Genomic DNA, 18368 nt, shown 5'->3' on the forward strand with positions numbered 1-18368 from the left:
CTGGGGATTGGGGACTAGGAAAGAAGCAGGGGAAAAATAACTATTGACAAATGACAAATGACCAATGACAAAGATTAAAGAAAGGGGCAAAGTCTACCTTGTAGGTGCTGGGCCTGGAGATGTGGCATACCTAACGGTAAAAGCTTACAATCTTTTAGCTGCTGCTCAAGTTTTAGTCTACGATGCTTTGGTAGATGCTCAATTATTGCAGTGTGTACCACCTAATTGCTTAAAGTTAGATGTCGGGAAACGCGGTGGTAAACCTAGCACAACCCAAGGTGAGATTAATAAGTTACTAGTAAAGTATTGCCAGGAAAGAAAACAAGTTGTACGGCTTAAATCAGGCGATCCGTTGATTTTTGGGCGTTGTACTTCCGAAATTGAGGCTTTAAAGGCATCTGGTTGTGATTTTGAACTAGTACCAGGAATTTCCTCAGCCCTTGCAGCACCCTTATTAGCAGGAATTCCGCTTACAGATCCGGTATTGAGTCGTTGTTTTGCAGTGCTTACAGCTCATGAACCAGAGGTTTTAGACTGGGAGGCACTCTCACGCTTAGAGACACTGGTAATTTTGATGGGAGGGCAACATATGTCAGAGATTGTACATCAACTGGTGCGAAACGGGCGATCGCACTTAACACCCATTGCCATCATCCGTTGGGCAGGTACTCCTAATCAACAAATTTGGATAGCGCAACTAGGCAATATTTTGGAACAAACCACCGGATTATCACTTTCCCCGGCGGTAATTGTTGTTGGCGAAGTTGTTGGGCTAAATAAGTACTTACAACCTGAGAAAATAGGTTGTCAGGATTCGACTACAGCCAAAACTTTTAGCCCCTCTGCTATGTCAAACAATTTCCCCCTATCTCCCCTTCCCCTTACTGGTAAAATAATCTTGGTGACACGTTCAGTTGGACAGTCGAGTACATTTAGCGATCGCCTCATCGCATTAGGTGCATCAGTCATCGAAATGCCTACATTAGAAATCGGCCCGCCCTCCAGTTGGGTAGCTTTGGATGATGCGATCGCTCATTTATCTGATTTCGACTGGTTAATTCTCACTTCTACCAATGCCATAGATTACTTTTTTGAAAGGTTAATCGCCCAAGGTAAAGATACTCGTATCTTAGCAGGTGTCAAAATTGCTGTAGTTGGCGAGAAAACAGCCCATAGTCTCAAACAATACTCTCTCCAAGCAGATTTTATTCCTCCCAACTTTGTTGCTGATTCTTTAGTAGAAAATTTCCCAGAGGAACTGGATGGTAAAAAGGTTTTATTTCCCAGAGTCGAAAGCGGCGGAAGAGAAGTTTTGGTTAAGGAATTAACTCTCAAGGGAGCAAAAGTAATTGAAGTTGCTGCATATCAATCTTGTTGTCCTAGTGGTGTTCCACCTGCCGCAGAATTAGCTCTCCAAAACTGTAAGGTAAATGTAATTACTTTTGCCAGTTCTAAAACTGTGCAATTTTTCTGTCAGCTGACTGACAAGATATTTTCCAATAACTCTGATGCTAGTGAATTATTAGAGGGCGTTTGTATTGCCTCTATCGGGCCTCAAACCTCTAAAACCTGTCATGCTTTATTCGGGCGTGTAGATGTAGAAGCCCAAGAGTATACTTTAGATGGTTTAACCCAAGCACTAATAACATGGGCAACCAATTCTTAATATCCAATGACAAATGACAAATGACAAATGACCAAACGTATAATCGGCTTAACCGGAGGTATTGCCACAGGCAAAACCACTGTCACCAATTATTTAGCTAGCTCTTATAATCTGCCGATTCTGGATGCAGATATTTATGCAAGAGAGGCAGTATCTTTAGGTTCGCCTATTCTTGGTACGATCGCTCAACGTTACGGCGAAAAAATTTTACTTCCAGATGGCAGCCTCAACCGCCAAAAGCTAGGCGAAATTATCTTTAATCGTCAAGATGAACGCAACTGGATAGATAATTTGATTCATCCTAATGTGCGCGATCGCTTCCTCACAGCAATTGCTCTATCTTCCTCAGAAACACTGGTGTTAGTAGTGCCTCTATTATTTGAAGCAAGAATGACTGATTTGGTTACAGAAATATGGGTAGTGCGTTGTTCCCAAGAACAACAACTACAAAGATTGATCCAGCGAAACCATTTAAATAGAGAACAGGCACAAGCTCGAATCAATAGCCAATTATCTATTGAAGAAAAAGTGGCTTATGCAGATATAATTTTAGATAATTCTTCCACCCTAGAAGTACTACTGAAGCAGATAGATGTAGCTCTAAAAAGCACAAGTAAGGAGTAAATTCTATTTATCGTCAAAAATATACATAGATGGAATTTTCAAAATATAAAATCTTTACAAATTTAAAGTTATCTAGTTAAGTAAAAGAATGTCATATCTGACCCAATCTTGTCCAACAATTCGGTGATTTTACAGTTGAAGCTGCGATTGATGGTACTGTAAATTTAGATGGTTGTTGGTCAAGAGATATCAGGAAGTAAAATAAAACATTAACTCAAGCATTAATAACTAAAATTAAGATTTAAGAAAAATTAATTGGAAATTATTCATCTTCTTTTAAGATTATTATTTAAGTACCTTCTCAACGAACTGCTTAATTAGACATTGGGTGATAAATTGCCTTTACTAGCTGTCAATGTGGTTGATTACTAACTAGATTGTTCACCTGTTCGATTCTAGATTGGTGATTGAAAGGGATTGAGATTAACCTTGAGTCCAGAACTATTTGTTATAGATTTCTTCTTTGGGAGAACTCACTTATGTTTTTGATCGGGACAGGTATGAACTTAAGTTTTAGTTTTTTAAGTAAGTTAGCTCTAGTTAGCTTTCCAGGAAACGAATTAAAGCAGAAGAATAAAATACACGATTATAGCCAGCTAGTTTATGGAAGCGACTACGTATTTGAGCGCATCAATGAAGGAATGATAGGGTATATGACTGGAGTAGGTAAAGGCATTAAACCCTGCGATCGCATTATTTTACGAGAAGGTTGTGAATCTTATCAATATCAAGTTGAAGAAGTTGATTATTATTCAGATCCGTCTGATATGTGGATAGCTTTGCTTAAGCAAGTACCAATTGACTAAATATTAAAATTAACCAGTTACTTCAATTCCATTCCATCTATGAAGATTTTCCTTCTCTTACTAGAGAATAAGAGAAGGGATGTATAGGAATCCGATTTGATTTATGAAAAAATCTAAGTATATGTAGGGGAGCCAGTCGTGTGGGCGGGTTTCCCGACTTGAGCGTTAGCGACGCAGGAGCGTCACTGGCGTTGTGTTAGCGTCAGCCTAACGCACCAAAACTTTGGAGTCAGGTGCGTTACGGCTTACGCCTAACACACCCTACGTGTATTTCAAAAATCAAATATGAGTCCTATATCTATTTTAAATTTATCAAAAAATGAGCTATCAAAGTATTCCTTTCGTAAGATAGCAAGTAAAGATGCAAAAGGTTTGGGTTATCTTTATCAAGATGCATCACTGAACCATCAACTGCTAAATGGTGATGATCTATCCAGCGCTCCTGTGAATCTAGTAAAAAACTGAAGTAGGGGCTGACATCTGGATGGTTTTTTGTTAATTCATCGTAGCTTTGATAAAAAGGAGGTATCCCAATCCCCATCGGCATATATAAGCCTTTAGGATACTCTTCTACAGGCAATTCAGGAAGCTTTTTAAGATCGATACCACTGATGAATAATCGATTTGGTTCATTAGTTTTAGTATCGGTGAATACTAACTCTATTTCTTGTAAATTTTGTGCAACGCCAATCGGTTTAACGTTCCTTAAAATGGCTTTATCAAATTTGCCTATTCTCCAATATTGATTTCCCCAAGGCTTGTTTTGATCGTAAAATCCTGGCGGTCGAAAACTGGCAAATTTAATTTCATTTTTATTGTCGTAAAAATCTCTCCATTTGGTGATATTTGTTGCTAGCGTAGTTCTAACTTTTCTACTTTGCTCTCCCGATACAATTATCTTTTCATCAAGGGGAAATTGAGTAGAAACTTCTTTTTGATCGATTACGTTTCTCAGAAGATTAGTTTTGACTATTGTGCCACTTGGATCTTGCCAGTGTTCTAATTTCCACCAATGTTGCCAATAAGAAATATTATTAATTTTTTCAAAAATATTTTTGTAATGTCCCATTGGGAAGGTAAACCAACTTTGATAATAAAGGGATTTATTGCCATCATCTTTAGTGAAAAGTAAAATTTCCCAAAATCCAGCATTTAAACAATTATTAGCCAAAGCTACTTCTACAAGGTTTTGCTTTTCAAAACCGTCTCCTCCAATAATTTCTATATTTGGTGAATTAGCAGGAAAACTAACCTGTTGTCTATTCCACTCTCGGTCTGTAAAAGCGATTGTTTCTAAACCTCGATCTTTTTTAACCCATTTGGGTGCTTTCGGGACTAATAGCTCTAAATCAACATTTCTTATAACTATTTTTGCCGTTTTTGTGTCTGTTGGCTCAAACACAAAATCGAAATGTGTATCATCTCTCTTGATAATTGTTAATTTTCTCTGAGAATATCTTTGAAAGTTTTTGCTTAAAGGTGCGGGATTGACGGGATAATCAACATTAGATAATTCTTGTAGTTTTACACTCATCTGATTATCAAATTTATATCTGGATTTAAACCAGAAACTTCCCAGTGCTAGCAAACCAAGGCATAGAATCAGGGTACTAAATAAAATCTGTTTTTTCGTGACTCTGAAATTAGGTTTGCCAAATAGAGAAATGCCTGCAATTTTTTCCTTCGCAGAGATATTTTTCATCAAAAAAATTTATTTTTATGAGAATGCTGATTAACAGCATAGCATTCTGTAAAACAGATTCCTTATTTATACAGCGCTTCTCGCTATTGTGCAATACAGTTTTCATCCTTACCCCCTCCTAGCATCGCTTTCAGTTTTGAGGATGTACCTCATAGCTGCCAGAAGTGCTGTATTCTCAAAGGACATGTTAATAAACAGTTATCTGGAATTACTTTATCTATCTTCCCTTTCTTGCGATCGCATGAGTAAGATGGCGTAAATCATTAAAGGTTTATAGTGGGAACTTTAGTCCTCATAATAAAGTTTTACGCCTCAGACCAGAACTTTGTTTACCCAATCAAGTGAGTTACTTCCCTTAATTAGATACAGTCGAACTAAGCTGTCGAAGAAACTCAATATTCAAATCTAGCTTTTCTCCTAACCATAAAGAATGAACCGCGTGGTCTGCGACAGCATCGCCTGTTTCAGGGTGGACGAGGATATCCAATCCCTCACGATTGAGCATTAACCAGGGAACGACTTTATCAAACTGATTCGGTAAGAAAGCAACTTGATACATCCCTTTTGGGTGTGGCCCGATGGGCTTATCAAACCAGCGTCCGAGTTGCACCTCAAACCTAGCGCCCAATCCTTCACGTACACGCGCGGCTACATCTCGACTCGCAGTATCGAAGTAAACATGAGCATGAAAACCAGCGATCTCGATAGTATCTTCTTTCATAGATCCACTTTTCGCTCTCAACTCTAATTTTGGATAGCAGACTTTTTCTTTTTCACTGAAAAAGCGATCGCTCCATATTAGCCTAATACCGTGCCGTTAAGGATAGGCTGTGGCGATTTGACTCTATAGAGGCCATTGATTGAAGTAACTAGATAGGCAAAATAAACATTTGGCTGGCTATGATTTCCGCAATGTTTAGTAGTCTGTCAAGTTTCAATTGATAGATAAGCAAGTTCGTAGTAAGAACTAAAGTCCTGATTTTCTAAGCGCTTCAGTGCTTACTACGAAACTCCAAAACTAGTTTGAAAAGTAGTAGTTAGTTAACGCTTAAAGTACTTGTAGTTTTTTTGACAACTCCATCTTTTTTAACAGCAACTGAAAGATGCACAACATGAACTGAACAAAGAGCATGGTGAAGAACGTAGTTACTCACACTACCGAGAAATAGTTCCATTAGCCCAGAATGACCCCGCCGCCCCATAACAATTAGGTCAGCACCATAACTATGGGCTAAGTCACAAACAACCCGGCCAGGATTACCAACATTTTGTGTAAATTCTGTACTTACTCCTGCTGTGTTCGCTTGGGCACAGAAAGATTGCAGCATCTGGATTCCTAAATTTTTAAAGGTATCCCACTGCTTTTGGTATAACTCAAAGCTTTGACTGCTCAATCCTGGATAGTAGTCAAAATTAGACAATACAGGTACGTAAGGGCTACCGTCTTCTTCTGGCGAGAGGACATGCACTAGCATTAAGCTAGCTTGTGTTAACTTTGCTAAACCCAACGCTTCTTCAAAAACCTGTTGTCCTATTTCCGAGCGATCTAATGCAACTAGAATCTTTTTAAACATCATAATAGACCTCCGATTTTGCTGGTAATTGGTCTTTACGGTTTCGGGTTTCCAGATATTGGATTGTCAAAAACGATCGATCCCTCAACTATGTTTAGCGACTTTTGAATTTTAAATTCCTTAAAGATTTTCGCCCTATATTTATACTTATAGCAAAACAATTTGAGGAACTTGTTAAGAAAGCAAGCATTTATCTTGAGTTATGAAGCGATCGCTTGTTTTTTCTGCATTCTCCTTATGCACTTCTTGGCTTTTTTGTCAACTCATAAATTATACAACTAGCCATTTCAAGGTGACTCTTAAAATCTCTGCGTTCTCTGTGTCTCTGCGGTAGAAAAGTATTTTATTGAACCACAGAGGCGCAGAGAACACAGAGAAAAGAGCTTACAGAGGAATTTTTGACCAAAACTTTTTACCCACCTTGAAACGTCTAAAACCCTTACGCAATGGTAATTATGAATTACGAATTACGAATTACGAATTACGAATTACGAATTACGAATTACGAATTACGAATTACGAATTACGAATTACGAATTACGAATTACGAATTACGAATTACGAATTACGAATTACGAATTACGNCGTAGCGTCTCCTAGAGAAGCGGTACTAGTTATTACAAGGATGGGGCATACAGCTTATCGCCAATAATCCCGCGAATTGTCTCTACTAATTGGGTGTATGCAAAGTTAGATAAAACTGGTGTTGTTCCTTGCAAGTCAATTGGTCGATCTAGATCAATCCATGACTTACAACCGCCGTATTTAGGAGAAAAAGGAATTTCTTGCTCTTGGGGTAGTTTATATGTCCGCAGGAGGAGAATATAAAGGGGCTGGCGTGGTTTCCATTTGAGGCGATCGCTAATAAAATGCTCGTTCCAAATATGGAAAGGAAGCAAGGCCTTGACAAGAAATTCGTCACTAACTGGCAAAATATCGGTAATTTCAGCCCAACTACCAATACGAACTGTTTCAGGATGCCAACCTGATGTTACTGGATAGACACAATTAGCATACTCCGCTTTCAGCATGAAAGCTTGTTGATGTTCATAAGTAGGATAAAGCAAAATTTGCCTGTGGGCAACTTGGAAATGTCCATTTCGTTCATGGATACCACCTTTGCGGAGCAACATAATTGTTTTGCCACTTTCCAAGGCGTTTATGGTGACAGCCCATTCTTTGAGGGCATGAAAAGTTGTAGTCAATTCCATCAGCATCTACTGTAACTCTGATTTATCGGACTCATCTGTGCGCTCGTATTTGCTATTTTGAAGGCTTATCTTCTCAAACTGCGGGGGTCAAGGGCATCTCTTAGCCCATCACCGAGTAAGTTGAATGCTAAGACTGTGAGGATAATCAGTACAGCCGGCGGCCAAATTAACCAGGGTTGCAGTACCAAAATTGAAGCATTGCTAGCGAGAGAAAGCATATTGCCCCAAGAAGGGTCTGGTTGTTGAATTCCCAAACCAATGAGACTCAATATTGCCTCTGCACCAATAAAGCTGGGAATTGCAAGAGTAGCAGAGATAATTACATAACTAGCCGTTTGCGGCAAAACGTGGCGGAGGATGATATAAATTGGGTTTCCACCCATCGCGCGTGACGCTTGGACAAATTCTCGCTCTTTAATTGATAGTACTTGTCCTCGAATGACCCGTGCTAAACCAGCCCAGCTAATAACCGAAGTAATCACCACAATTAGCAAAAAGCGCTGGGTACTGCTTAAACCAGCTGGTAAGACTGCTCCTAAAGTCACCAAAAGATAAATACTAGGGAAAGTCATTAGCACTTCTGCCAAACGCATGATGACGCTATCAGTCACACCGCCGAAATAACCGGAAATTCCACCGATGAGCAAACCGAGGGGATAGGTAATAATAATGCCAAAAATCCCGATAAACATACTAATGCGACCGCCATGCAACAAGCGGCTAAATTGGTCGCGTCCTTGGTCATCAGTGCCCAAGATGTTGATTTTTGCGCCAGTTGTTGTGCCAAATAAATGCCAATTTAAGGGAATACCGGCAAAGATTGTGACTTCATCCCACTTCGGAGGTAATGGCAAACTCATCTGTAACAATCGGTATTCTGGCCCGGAGACAAATAGATGCAGGGGTGATGGCTTTTTGAAGTCTACAATGAGTTTGCGATCGCCTGTTTCTAAATTTGTGTCTCCCTGAGTCGTGGGATAAACATGGGGCCCGATAAACTGCCCTGACTGAGAAACCCAGTGGATCTGAGTTGGGGGTAGCAATGAACCATTGGGCTGTGAGGCGTAAGGGTCATAGGGAGCCACGAAATCTGCTGCCATTACTGCTATGTAGAAAATTAACAGCAAAATCGCCCCAAATTGTGCCAAAGGATTTTTCTTTAGTCGTCGCCACCAATCCATAGTATTTAGGAGTTAGGAGTTATAAGTTATGAGTTATTAAAGTTTTATCTTAATTCATAACTCATGATTAATAATTCTCAACTCCTAACTCCTGTACAGACGCGATTAATCGCGTCTCCCAACTCTCAATTCCCAACTCCTAACTTCTCTAAATAACGCTGCTGTTCTTGCTGTTGTTTTTCGTGTTCTACAACAAACACGTTTGAGTAGAGATTAGCCAGAATTTGTTTGCCCTGTTGTGTCAATGATAGGTAATGCAGTCCCTCTTGAATATAGGGATAGACACCATTCCAGTAAAATTTAGCGTAGTTATTCCGTAAATCGGCAGGGGTTTGATAGCCCAAAACTTTATTTACACCAGTTTCTTCAAACTCGTAAAATAAAGAAGTAATTTTCTTCAGATAACGCGGGTCGCTTAGTTGACCAATCAAATCAGCAGCCCGGACTAACCCAGCAAAGCACTTTGTATCTTGATGATCTTCTGCAGCAGGTACAGGAAACCGAGTCAATTCAATATTGCTCTTAATTGCCTCAGCATCTATTAACTTGTGACCTCCAAAACGTTCATCAATAAAAAGCTTGGCTCTATCAACATGATACGGCGTGAGACTGGCATCAGAAGCGCCAGGAGCTACAGAAACCATTCTGCCATTTTTACCTGTGGCATATAAGCCTGCTCCTTCTTGATCTTGTCGGCAAACTCCCTTAACGTAGCCAATATCATGACTCACTAAGGAAATAATACAATGCAACCAGTCTTCACTGGAAACACCGCCTTCTCTAATGTGTTTGCCACGTAAGATTTCTTGCCCTACTAAGGTGACAAGGACAGTGTGTTCAACGTTGTGATAAAGGGCATCGCTATTGGCAATGTTTTCCAAAGCCATGTTACCAGCCCAGGCGATAATGTCCTGATAATCATTTTTGAAGCAGCCATAAGTGCGACGATAGCCTTCTCGAATTTCATTTACAAAGGCATCAATTAAAATTTCAGTGGCATTGAACATATCTGGTTACTCTGGTAAATACCAATTATTTATTGATTTTGATTGATTTCAAAATTCCATCATCAGGGCCACCCTGGCTGGAATTATGGAGTTTGCTCTTTTGTAACTCACGTGTAGCTGTGGACGCTAGCTCGATCTATGCCTGGATGCATGGCTTTCTGATAACACAAAGGCTTTAGAGGAATTAAAAGTTGCGTAGACAAAATAATTTGCTGGTTTGATAAAATACACCGACTGTTCAGATTTTAATTAAATAAATCTAGATTCGCTTTATTCAGTTTTCCATATTTAAGCATTGGTTGACAGCGATCTAAATCCATATAGTGTGTGACCTAGAGTAGCAAGATGAGATGAGATAATTTTCTGTATCATAATCTACATAAAATTTTAAGCATTTACCTTAGTAATTACTCTTAGTAAGATAGTTGTATTATATACTGTTGTCAGCGAAAGACATTTACTATGAAATGGGTCATAGTTGATGGGAAGTAAATAAAGTTCAAGTTTTCTTAAGAAAATACCAAGATTGGTATGCATAGACAGAAAGTGGAGGTGGGACTGTGAGCGATGAAAGTATTTCAGAAGTTGAGGTGAAAAAACCTGTAATCTCTGAAGATGCTAGCTTTTTAAGCAAATCAGATCAAAAACCAACTAGGGCATGGTTGAAGCCATTATTATTGGGTGCTGGTTTAGGAATTGCGATCGCCTTTGGTGGGATGGGTGTATTAAGTCGTCTTCCATCCCGTCAACAAAGCCCGGTAGCAGATAAACAAGTTAACCCATCGATGACAGTCACCATCGCCACAGTAGAAACCGCCCGTGTTGTCCGCACCCTTAAAACTACTGGAACTGTAGCCGCGAGTGATTTAATTCCGGTTTTACCACAGACAAACGGCTTACAAATCAAAAGTATCCCAGTAGATGTCAAAGAAGGGGTTTTTGTCAAAAAAGGGCAAGTATTGGCGGTGTTAGATGGTTCCATACTACAAAATCAAATTAGCCAAGCAAAGGCAGATGTGGAATCAAAACAAGCCGATGTGGAATCGAAACAAGCAGATTTGGCATCCAAACAGGCAGATTTGGCATCAAATAAAGCCATAGTTCAGCAAAAACAAGCAGATTTAGCTCAAGCTAAGGCAAAGCTAGAAGAAGCAGCCAAGAATTATCAGCGCTATCAACAACTCGCTGACTCTGGAACGATTAGTAACCAAGAACTCGATACTCGTTCCTACGCTGTGAAAACTGCCATACAAGTTGTGAATTTATCCCAAGAAAATCTGCGTAGTGCCCAGGCGAATATTGGTAGCGCCCAGGCAAATATTGGTAACGCCAAAGCTATCATCAACAAAGCCAAAGCCGATGTCCGCAGCAGTGCTGCTAAGGTGCAACAACTCCAAACTCAGTTGGGACAAACTGTGGTACGTGCGCCGGTTGCAGGAGTAATTGCTGAGAAACTTGCTAGAGTTGGTGATGTGACTGGTGTACCACCGCAAACCCAGGTGGGAACTGTGATTGGTGGCACACAAAAGCTATTTTCGATTATCCGAGATGAAAAGTTAGAACTTCAGGCAAAAGTGCCCGAAATTCAATTAAATCAGGTGAAAATTGGCGCATCAGTGCAAATTACTTCAGATGTCGATCGGCGCGGGCGATCGCAGGGACGAGTCAGAGACATCCAACCACAGGTGAACGATCAAAGGCGTGAGGCTACAGTCAAAATTGACTTACCGCCAACAACTTTACTTAAACCAGGGATGTTTGCTAATGCTGCAATTACTACTAACTCTGGGATGACGATGGTAGTGCCGCAAAAAGCAGTCCAGTCTCAAGCAGACTCAAGTGTAATTGTATTCACCTTATCAAGTGGAGATATAGTCCGCACCCAGAAAGTAGAGTTAGGAGATCCTGCAAATGAGGACAAAGTAGAAATCAAGAGTGGTTTGCAATTAGGCGATCGCATCGTAGTTGATGGTGCAGGCTATCTCAAAGATGGCGACAAGGTTCGAGTCGCAAAGTAAAAGGGAATGGGGAGATTTGGGAGAAATAACCGATGACAAATGACTAATGACTAATGACTAATAACAAATGACAAATCTAAAATTTCCTCATGTCCTTTAATATTTCAGCTTGGTCGATCAAAAAACCTGTTCCCACGATAGTTTTATTTTTAATTTTGACAGTGGTGGGCTGGTTCTCCTTCATCAGCTTGGGGATTGATATTAACCCAAATATAGATATACCAACAGTCTCGATCGAAGTCACCCAACCGGGCGCAGGCCCCGCCGAACTCGAATCCCAAGTGACGAAAAAAATTGAAGATGCCGTCGCGGGGTTGGGTAATATCGATTTTATGGTTTCCACTGTTAGCGATGGAAATTCTAAGACGACAATCAACTTTGTTTTGGGCACAAATAGCGATCGCGCCACCAATGATGTCCGCAATGCGATCGCTCAAATTCGTCAAGATTTACCCCAAGATATCAACGATCCAGTTGTGGAACGTCTGGATTTTGCCGGCGGCCCGGTGATTACTTACGCAGTTAAATCAGATCGGCGTTCTGTAGAAGAATTAAGCAATCTTGTCGATCAAACCATTAGCCGCGCCTTATTAGGAGTCCGTGGTGTGGCGCAAATTCAGCGGATCGGTGGAGTTGACCGAGAAATTCGGATTAATCTTAATCCAAACCGCTTACAATCTCTGGGTATCACCGCTACCCAGATAAACGACCAAATCCGCACTCTGAATATTAACTTACCTGGTGGACGGGCTGAAGTTGGCGGTAGCGAACAAAGTATCCGCACATTAGGAAGTGCCACTAGTGTGGATATTTTGAAAACTTACGAAATCCTCTTACCACAAGGTGGTTCCGTACCATTATCCAGTTTGGGAACTATAGAAGATAAATTTGGCGATGTGCGCCAAGCTGCCACCTTAAATAATCAACCCGTGGTGGCTTTCCAGGTGTTGCGTAGTACTGGCAGCGTTTTGGTGACAGTGGAACAAGGAGTGAAAGCCGCAGTTAAAGAACTGGAAAAAACACTTCCCGCAGATGTCAAGCTGGATTTAATTTTTACTAGAGCTGATATTGTCCGCCAATCCTACCAAAGCACCATTGATGAATTAATTCAAGCTTCGCTGCTGGCTGTCATCGTTATTTTAGTGTTTTTGCGGGACTGGCGAGCAACATTAATTACGGCTGTTGCCTTACCTTTGTCAATAATTCCCACTTTTGCAGTGCAGCAAGCCCTTGGTTACACCCTCAACAACATGACTTTGTTGGCATTAGCGTTGGCGGTGGGCAACTTGGTAGATGATGCCGTTGTGGAAATTGAAAACATGGAACGGCATATCGCTATGGGCAAATCAGCTTGGGAAGCCGCTTTTGAATCTTCCGACGAAGTAGGATTAGCAGTAATAGCAAGTTCAGCAACGATTATTGCCGTATTTATGCCCGTTGCTTTTATGGGTGGAATTCCGGGGCAGTTTTTCCAACCATTTGGTGTTACCGTTGCCGTTTCCACAATTTTCTCAACTCTTGTAGCGCGCATGGTTACGCCGATGATGGGGGCGTATCTGTTAAAGAAGGAGAGTAGAGGGGCAGGGGGAGTAATCAAAATTTTTAATTTTAAATTTACACTTCCAGGTGGTGGCAATGGAAGTAGAAAACTTGGAGATGAAAAGCATCAAGGCTTTCAACCTTATAGATCGCTCCTCCAGTGGGCGTTACGCCATAGATTGACAACAATGGCGATCGCTTTAGCTTTCTTTATTGCCAGCCTGATGCTGGTTCCCTTGATTCCCAAGGGTTTTGTTGATGATGGTGATTTCGGTATTTCTAACGTATCTATAGAACTACCTCCTGGTTCTACATTGTCAGATGTTAACAAGGTAGTCACACAAGCCACTGACATCATCCGAAAAGACCCAGTAGTTGAACGCGTACTAGCGACAGAAGAGATCAATTCTGCAACCCTTTCCATTAATCTCAAACCCAGAGAAGAACGAAATATTTCCCAAAAACAGTTTGAGGAGCGAGTCCGCCCTTCCTTTGAGCAAATACCAGGAGCTAGAATTAGTTTTCAAAGTCAGTCACCAGGGGACAGTCGTAAAGGTTTATCAATTGTTCTGAGAAGTGAAAATCCCCAAGCATTGACTCAAGCTGCTGATGCCTTAGAAAAGCAGATGCGATCGCTGCGTGGATTGGTTGAAGTGTCTTCGACTGCGAGTTTGGTTAAACCAGAGATTTTAGTAATTCCTAACCCGCAACGGGCAGCAGATTTGGGAGTGACAGTACAAGCGATCGCTCGGACTGCTTCCCTTGGAACCATCGGCGACAATGATTCCAACTTGGCAAAATTTAATTTAAGCGATCGTCAAATCCCTATTCGCGTCCAAATCGACCCGAAAGCCCGTGCTGATATCAACACAATTACCAACCTCCAAGTCCCCAGTCAAAATGGCAGATTGATTCCCCTGATAGCAGTTGCAGATATCCGCTTTGGTAGCGGCCCTGCTACCATCAACCGCTACGATCGCGCCCGTCAAGTTGCCGTAGAAGCCAACTTGCAAGGGATTTCTTTGGGAGAGGCTGTAGAAACAATCAACAAACTACCTGTGATGCAAAACTTACCACCAGGGGTAGTACAGCAACCTTCCGGTAGCGCCAAAATTATGCAAGAGATTTTCGGGCGCTTTGGTGGTGCATTGGGGCTGGCATTAATGTGTATCTATGCAATTCTGGTGCTGCTGTATAACAACTTTCTTCATCCATTATCGATTATGGCTGCCTTGCCCTTTTGTTTAGGTGGCGCACTGGTAACGTTGATGGTTGCTCAAAAACCCCTGGGACTTTATGCCCTAATTGGTATCATCCTGCTGTTGGGAATTGTCACCAAAAACTCGATTCTGCTAGTTGACTACACAATCATAAATATGCAGCAAGGCAAAACCCAGCGTCAGGCACTCATAGAATCGGGTGTGTCACGTCTGCGTCCAATTATGATGACTTCTCTGGCAACGATCGCAGGGACTCTGCCCCTGGCATTGGGAATTGGTGCGGGTTCTGAAGTTCGTCAACCAATGGGAATTGCTATTATGGGCGGTTTCACAACTTCCACCCTCCTAACACTGGTGGTAGTGCCAGTTATATTTAGCTACATTGACAACTTCCAGAATTGGATTAAGGATAAATTGCGTTATGGTTTGGGTAAAAAACCATCGCGTTAATAATTGTAGAGACGGCGATTTATCGCGTCTCCTTAACCGAATCGTCTTGCTTCTGCCCCTGTGCCTCTTGTGCGATCGCTTACCAAAATCAAGAACGCAGATATGAGCTAAGTGAGCCAAAAATACTTGTAAACATCCTGCGAGGTGCCTAAAAAAGCACCTCGCCAACCGTACCTAGAATGATAAAACAGTGCTAATAAACGAGTACAAAATTGTTTTCGGTTAATGATAATCCAGCAGATAGTTGGGCAAATTTTACCTGAGTAAACCCAGCCGCACTGCCATCTCGGTCAAAGAACAGTCCACCTGTGGTGGAGTCATAGATAAATCGTTGAGCGCTAGTGGTTGCAGATGCTCCAATAGTAAACTGACTTTTCTGAAGTGAAGGTGTTGATAACCTACCACCAAAACCAGAAGCCGATACCTGAATCAGTTCATTAGTGGCGTTGAAGTCAGAAATAGTGTTAATGCCTTGATTGTAACTATTGAAAGCAAAGATATCAGTACCAGCCCCTCCATAAAGGGTATCATTACCGCTTCCACCGACGAGGATGTCATTGCCATTGCCACCATCAAGGGTGTTATTCCCTAATGCACCGACGGCGGAGAGCAAATCATTGTCATCGCCCCCAAAAAGCAGATTATTACCTGCTGAATACTCAATATATAAGGAATCGTTCCCAGCGCCACCGTTGAGGGTGTTATTGCCAGAGGGGATATTAAAGCGGGACTCGTCTTGTGTGCCAGAGGCAGAGAGATAATCATTGCCATCGTCCCCATTCAGTAGGTTATCGCCTATTGAATAGTCAACATCCAAAGAATCGTTACCAGCGCCACCGTTGAGGGTATTATTGCCAGAGGGAGGATAAAAAACCGTTAGGAAGTCATAGTCCCAGTAGCCAGAGGCGGAGAGAACATCATTGCCATCGTCCCCATTCAGTAGGTTATTGCCTGTTGAAAAGTTAGCACTCAAGGTATCGTTCCCAACGCCACCGTTGAGAGTGTTATTGCCTGATGCATAGCCAGAGAATTTGTATCCTATGACGTAGTATCCGACTAATGAACCAGAGGTAGAGAGGGAATCATTGCCATCGTCCCCATTCAGTAGGTTATTGCCTGTCAAATCGGAATCAGAATTATCCAATAAAACATCGTCACCGATACCACCAATGAGAGTATCATTGCCCGCACCACCCCGCAGCAAGTCGTTGCCACTCAAGCCATCAATAATGTCATTACCCCCCTGACTATTTATGACATCATCTGAGTTGTCAAAGCCGTTGACATTGTTGGAGAGGTCGTTAAGGAAGGTGACTGTGTTCAAGTTGAAGATGGTGCTTCGGGTGGAGTTGGCATCGAAGACATCAAAGCTGTCTGTGATACTAGTTTGCCCATCAAATAGAATATTACCAACCTGGGCTAAATTGTCCAGGTTTTCCAGGACAAAGTTTTGCAGAACAACTGTGGAACCAAAATCCCTCTCAAAGCTGATTTCTAAGTTATTACCATTTCGAGTTAATAGCAGATTTCTCGCAGATAATTGCTCAGAACCTGTAAATTGCAAGGTATCTAATTCTCCAATCACCTCTGCTGAAAGGTTTGAGCCTTTACCAATGCCACCGAAATCGGTGATGGTAATAGTACCAGTGCTAATGTTAGCCTCGTAAACAAATTTATCCTTACCCCCGCCACCAGTTGCCAAGATATTATAATTACCACTCTCACCTAATCCAGTATAGAAAGTATCGTCACCAGCACCACCGTTAAGGGTGTTATTGCCTGATGCGTCAAAGGCAAAAAGAGTATCATTACCATCGCCTCCAAAGAGCAGATTATTGCTTGTTGGATCGCTAGAACTATAGCTACCACCTAGTGAATCAACACTCAAGTAATCGTCGCCAGCACCACCATAAAGGGTGTTATTTCCTGTACCACCTCTCAAAATGTCGTTGCCACTTTTGCCATCAATGATGTCATCACCGCCTTGACCATTAATTACATCATCTGAGTTGTCAAAGCCGTTAACATTATTGTTCAGGTCGTTAAGGAAGGTGACTGTATTTTTGTTGAAGATAGTGTTTTGGGTGGAGTTGGCATTGAAAACATCAAAGCTATCTGTGATGTTAGTTTGTCCATCAAACAGGATATTGCCAACCTGAGCTAAATTGTCTAGGTTTTCCAGGGCAAAGTTCTGCAAGACCACATTGGGACTACCCATCCCTTCAAAGGAGATTTCTAAGTTATTACCATTTTGAGTTAATTGCAGATTTCTCGCAGCTAATTGCTCAGAACCTGTAAATTGCAAGCTATCCACTTCGGCAATCACCGCCGATGATGGGTTTGAGCCTTTACCTATGCCACCGAAATCAGTGATGGCAATGAGACCATTGGTAATCTCGTAAACAAATTTATCCTTACCGCCGCCGCCAGTTGCCAAGACATAAGTATCCGATCCAGTGTAGAAGGTATCATCACCAGTGCCACCATCTAGGGTGTCGTAGCCTCCGTTACCATTTAGAATATCGTCACCTGCTAAACCATTAATCAGGTCATTATCGTTTGTCCCATTGAGGGTATCATTACCATTAGTGCCATTGATAATTGCCATAATTTTCTACCTGCCTAAATCGATTTTTTTAGTAACTTTCAGTTGTCAATTTGCAGTTAATGCTGTTTTAACGCACCAATAACTCGTTAAATTTGAACATTTTCGGCATACTTTTATCTCACTCGTGAGGCACAGCAATTTTTCTTTCAAGCTTCATCCTGTGTACCAATTTGCAAGTAGCACTTATCTAGCTATCTAAGACAATCTCAGTCGCGATCGTCCCAATCTTGCTTGCTTTGGCAAGATAGTTAGTTGTTATTGCATTGGTTTCAGCCTTGTGTAGGGTAGGAAGCTTAAAAATGAAAAACACCTAAATAACCTGACAATAACTATATATAGAATATTTACTTAGATGTCTATAGTAAAAGAAGCATCTTTGCATACTCTTCACATTATTTGCCAATCAATGTATACGTAAATACGTCACTTTGTAAAGTCTTCACATTTTTCTAGGAATTTAATTTGCAAATAACAGCAGGAAAGAAGTTGTTATCATCGTATTCTTTTGGAGAGGCAAGCTATGCAGGGTTAGCGCATCTCAAAATTAGACAAGCTTCTAGGGGGAATGGCACTAAGAAAAGGGAAAATCGTTGAGGTAGCACGGGTGCAGAGGAGCGGAGGAGCAGGGGAGAAAGAAGAAGGAAGAAGCGAAACAAGAGGCATACAGAAAGAAGCAAGAGAAATTCTCCTCTGCCCCTCTGCCCCCCCTGCTCCTCTGCAATCCTTACGCCACCTACCCTTCAGCTTAACTTAGTGCCATTC

At 41.4% G+C, this 18368-nt stretch carries 13 protein-coding genes; 6 read left to right on the forward strand and 7 right to left on the reverse strand.

The genetic code is table 11. From position 1 onward, the window contains the following. The first annotated feature begins 64 nt into the window (after positions 1–64). The 3 genes from cobA to CDG79_RS32975 all read left to right on the forward strand — a co-directional run bounded on the left by cobA (position 65) and on the right by CDG79_RS32975 (position 3096). Positions 65–1666, forward strand: coding sequence for a uroporphyrinogen-III C-methyltransferase (cobA, locus tag CDG79_RS32965; protein WP_094345882.1), 1602 nt, complete (start codon positions 65–67; stop codon positions 1664–1666). A gap of 27 nt (positions 1667–1693) precedes the next feature. Further along, positions 1694–2290, forward strand: coding sequence for a dephospho-CoA kinase (coaE, locus tag CDG79_RS32970; protein ID WP_094345883.1), 597 nt, complete (start codon positions 1694–1696; stop codon positions 2288–2290). A gap of 479 nt (positions 2291–2769) precedes the next feature. Next, positions 2770–3096 (forward strand): hypothetical protein, encoded by a 327-nt coding sequence (locus CDG79_RS32975; protein WP_094345884.1) that lies wholly within the window; start codon positions 2770–2772, stop codon positions 3094–3096. A gap of 298 nt (positions 3097–3394) precedes the next feature. On the opposite strand, the gene CDG79_RS32980 is transcribed toward CDG79_RS32975, so the two are convergent. The 6 genes from CDG79_RS32980 to CDG79_RS33010 form a co-directional block, all read right to left on the reverse strand. Then, positions 3395–4798 (reverse strand): hypothetical protein, encoded by a 1404-nt coding sequence (locus CDG79_RS32980; protein WP_094345885.1) that lies wholly within the window; start codon positions 4796–4798, stop codon positions 3395–3397. Between the two features lie 355 nt (positions 4799–5153). Continuing rightward, positions 5154–5519, reverse strand: coding sequence for a DOPA 4,5-dioxygenase family protein (locus tag CDG79_RS32985; RefSeq protein WP_094345886.1), 366 nt, complete (start codon positions 5517–5519; stop codon positions 5154–5156). 316 nt (positions 5520–5835) lie between these two features. Continuing rightward, complete coding sequence (locus tag CDG79_RS32990) at positions 5836–6372, reverse strand: universal stress protein (protein ID WP_094345887.1); 537 nt, start codon at positions 6370–6372, stop codon at positions 5836–5838. 617 nt (positions 6373–6989) lie between these two features. Then, positions 6990–7589, reverse strand: a complete 600-nt coding sequence (locus CDG79_RS33000; RefSeq protein WP_094345888.1) for a DUF1802 family protein — start codon at positions 7587–7589, stop codon at positions 6990–6992. Between the two features lie 59 nt (positions 7590–7648). Beyond that, complete coding sequence (locus tag CDG79_RS33005) at positions 7649–8764, reverse strand: ABC transporter permease (RefSeq protein ID WP_094345889.1); 1116 nt, start codon at positions 8762–8764, stop codon at positions 7649–7651. Between the two features lie 125 nt (positions 8765–8889). After that, entirely contained in the window at positions 8890–9771 is an 882-nt protein-coding gene (locus CDG79_RS33010; RefSeq protein ID WP_094345890.1) for an Npun_R2479 family HD domain-containing metalloprotein, read from the reverse strand. A 560-nt stretch (positions 9772–10331) separates the two neighbouring features. On the opposite strand from CDG79_RS33010, the gene CDG79_RS33015 reads away from it, so the two are divergent. Together CDG79_RS33015 and CDG79_RS33020 are read left to right on the forward strand one after the other, a co-directional pair. After that, positions 10332–11789 carry an efflux RND transporter periplasmic adaptor subunit gene (locus CDG79_RS33015; RefSeq protein WP_094345891.1) on the forward strand — a complete coding sequence of 486 codons (1458 nt, stop codon included), beginning with the start codon at positions 10332–10334 and terminating at the stop codon, positions 11787–11789. A gap of 89 nt (positions 11790–11878) precedes the next feature. Continuing rightward, on the forward strand, positions 11879–14998 hold the full coding sequence (locus CDG79_RS33020; RefSeq protein ID WP_094345892.1) for an efflux RND transporter permease subunit: 3120 nt from the start codon (positions 11879–11881) through the stop codon (positions 14996–14998). A gap of 193 nt (positions 14999–15191) precedes the next feature. Here CDG79_RS33020 and CDG79_RS33025 read toward each other — a convergent pair whose 3' ends face one another. Then, entirely contained in the window at positions 15192–17609 is a 2418-nt protein-coding gene (locus tag CDG79_RS33025; protein WP_442946264.1) for a beta strand repeat-containing protein, read from the reverse strand. A gap of 562 nt (positions 17610–18171) precedes the next feature. Between CDG79_RS33025 and CDG79_RS33030 the strand changes: the two genes are divergently transcribed. Then, entirely contained in the window at positions 18172–18360 is a 189-nt protein-coding gene (locus tag CDG79_RS33030) for a hypothetical protein (protein WP_094343564.1), read from the forward strand. The last annotated feature ends 8 nt before the right edge of the window (positions 18361–18368 follow it).

The organism is Nostoc sp. 'Peltigera membranacea cyanobiont' 232 (assembly GCF_002245985.1).
GTDB lineage: Bacteria > Cyanobacteriota > Cyanobacteriia > Cyanobacteriales > Nostocaceae > Nostoc.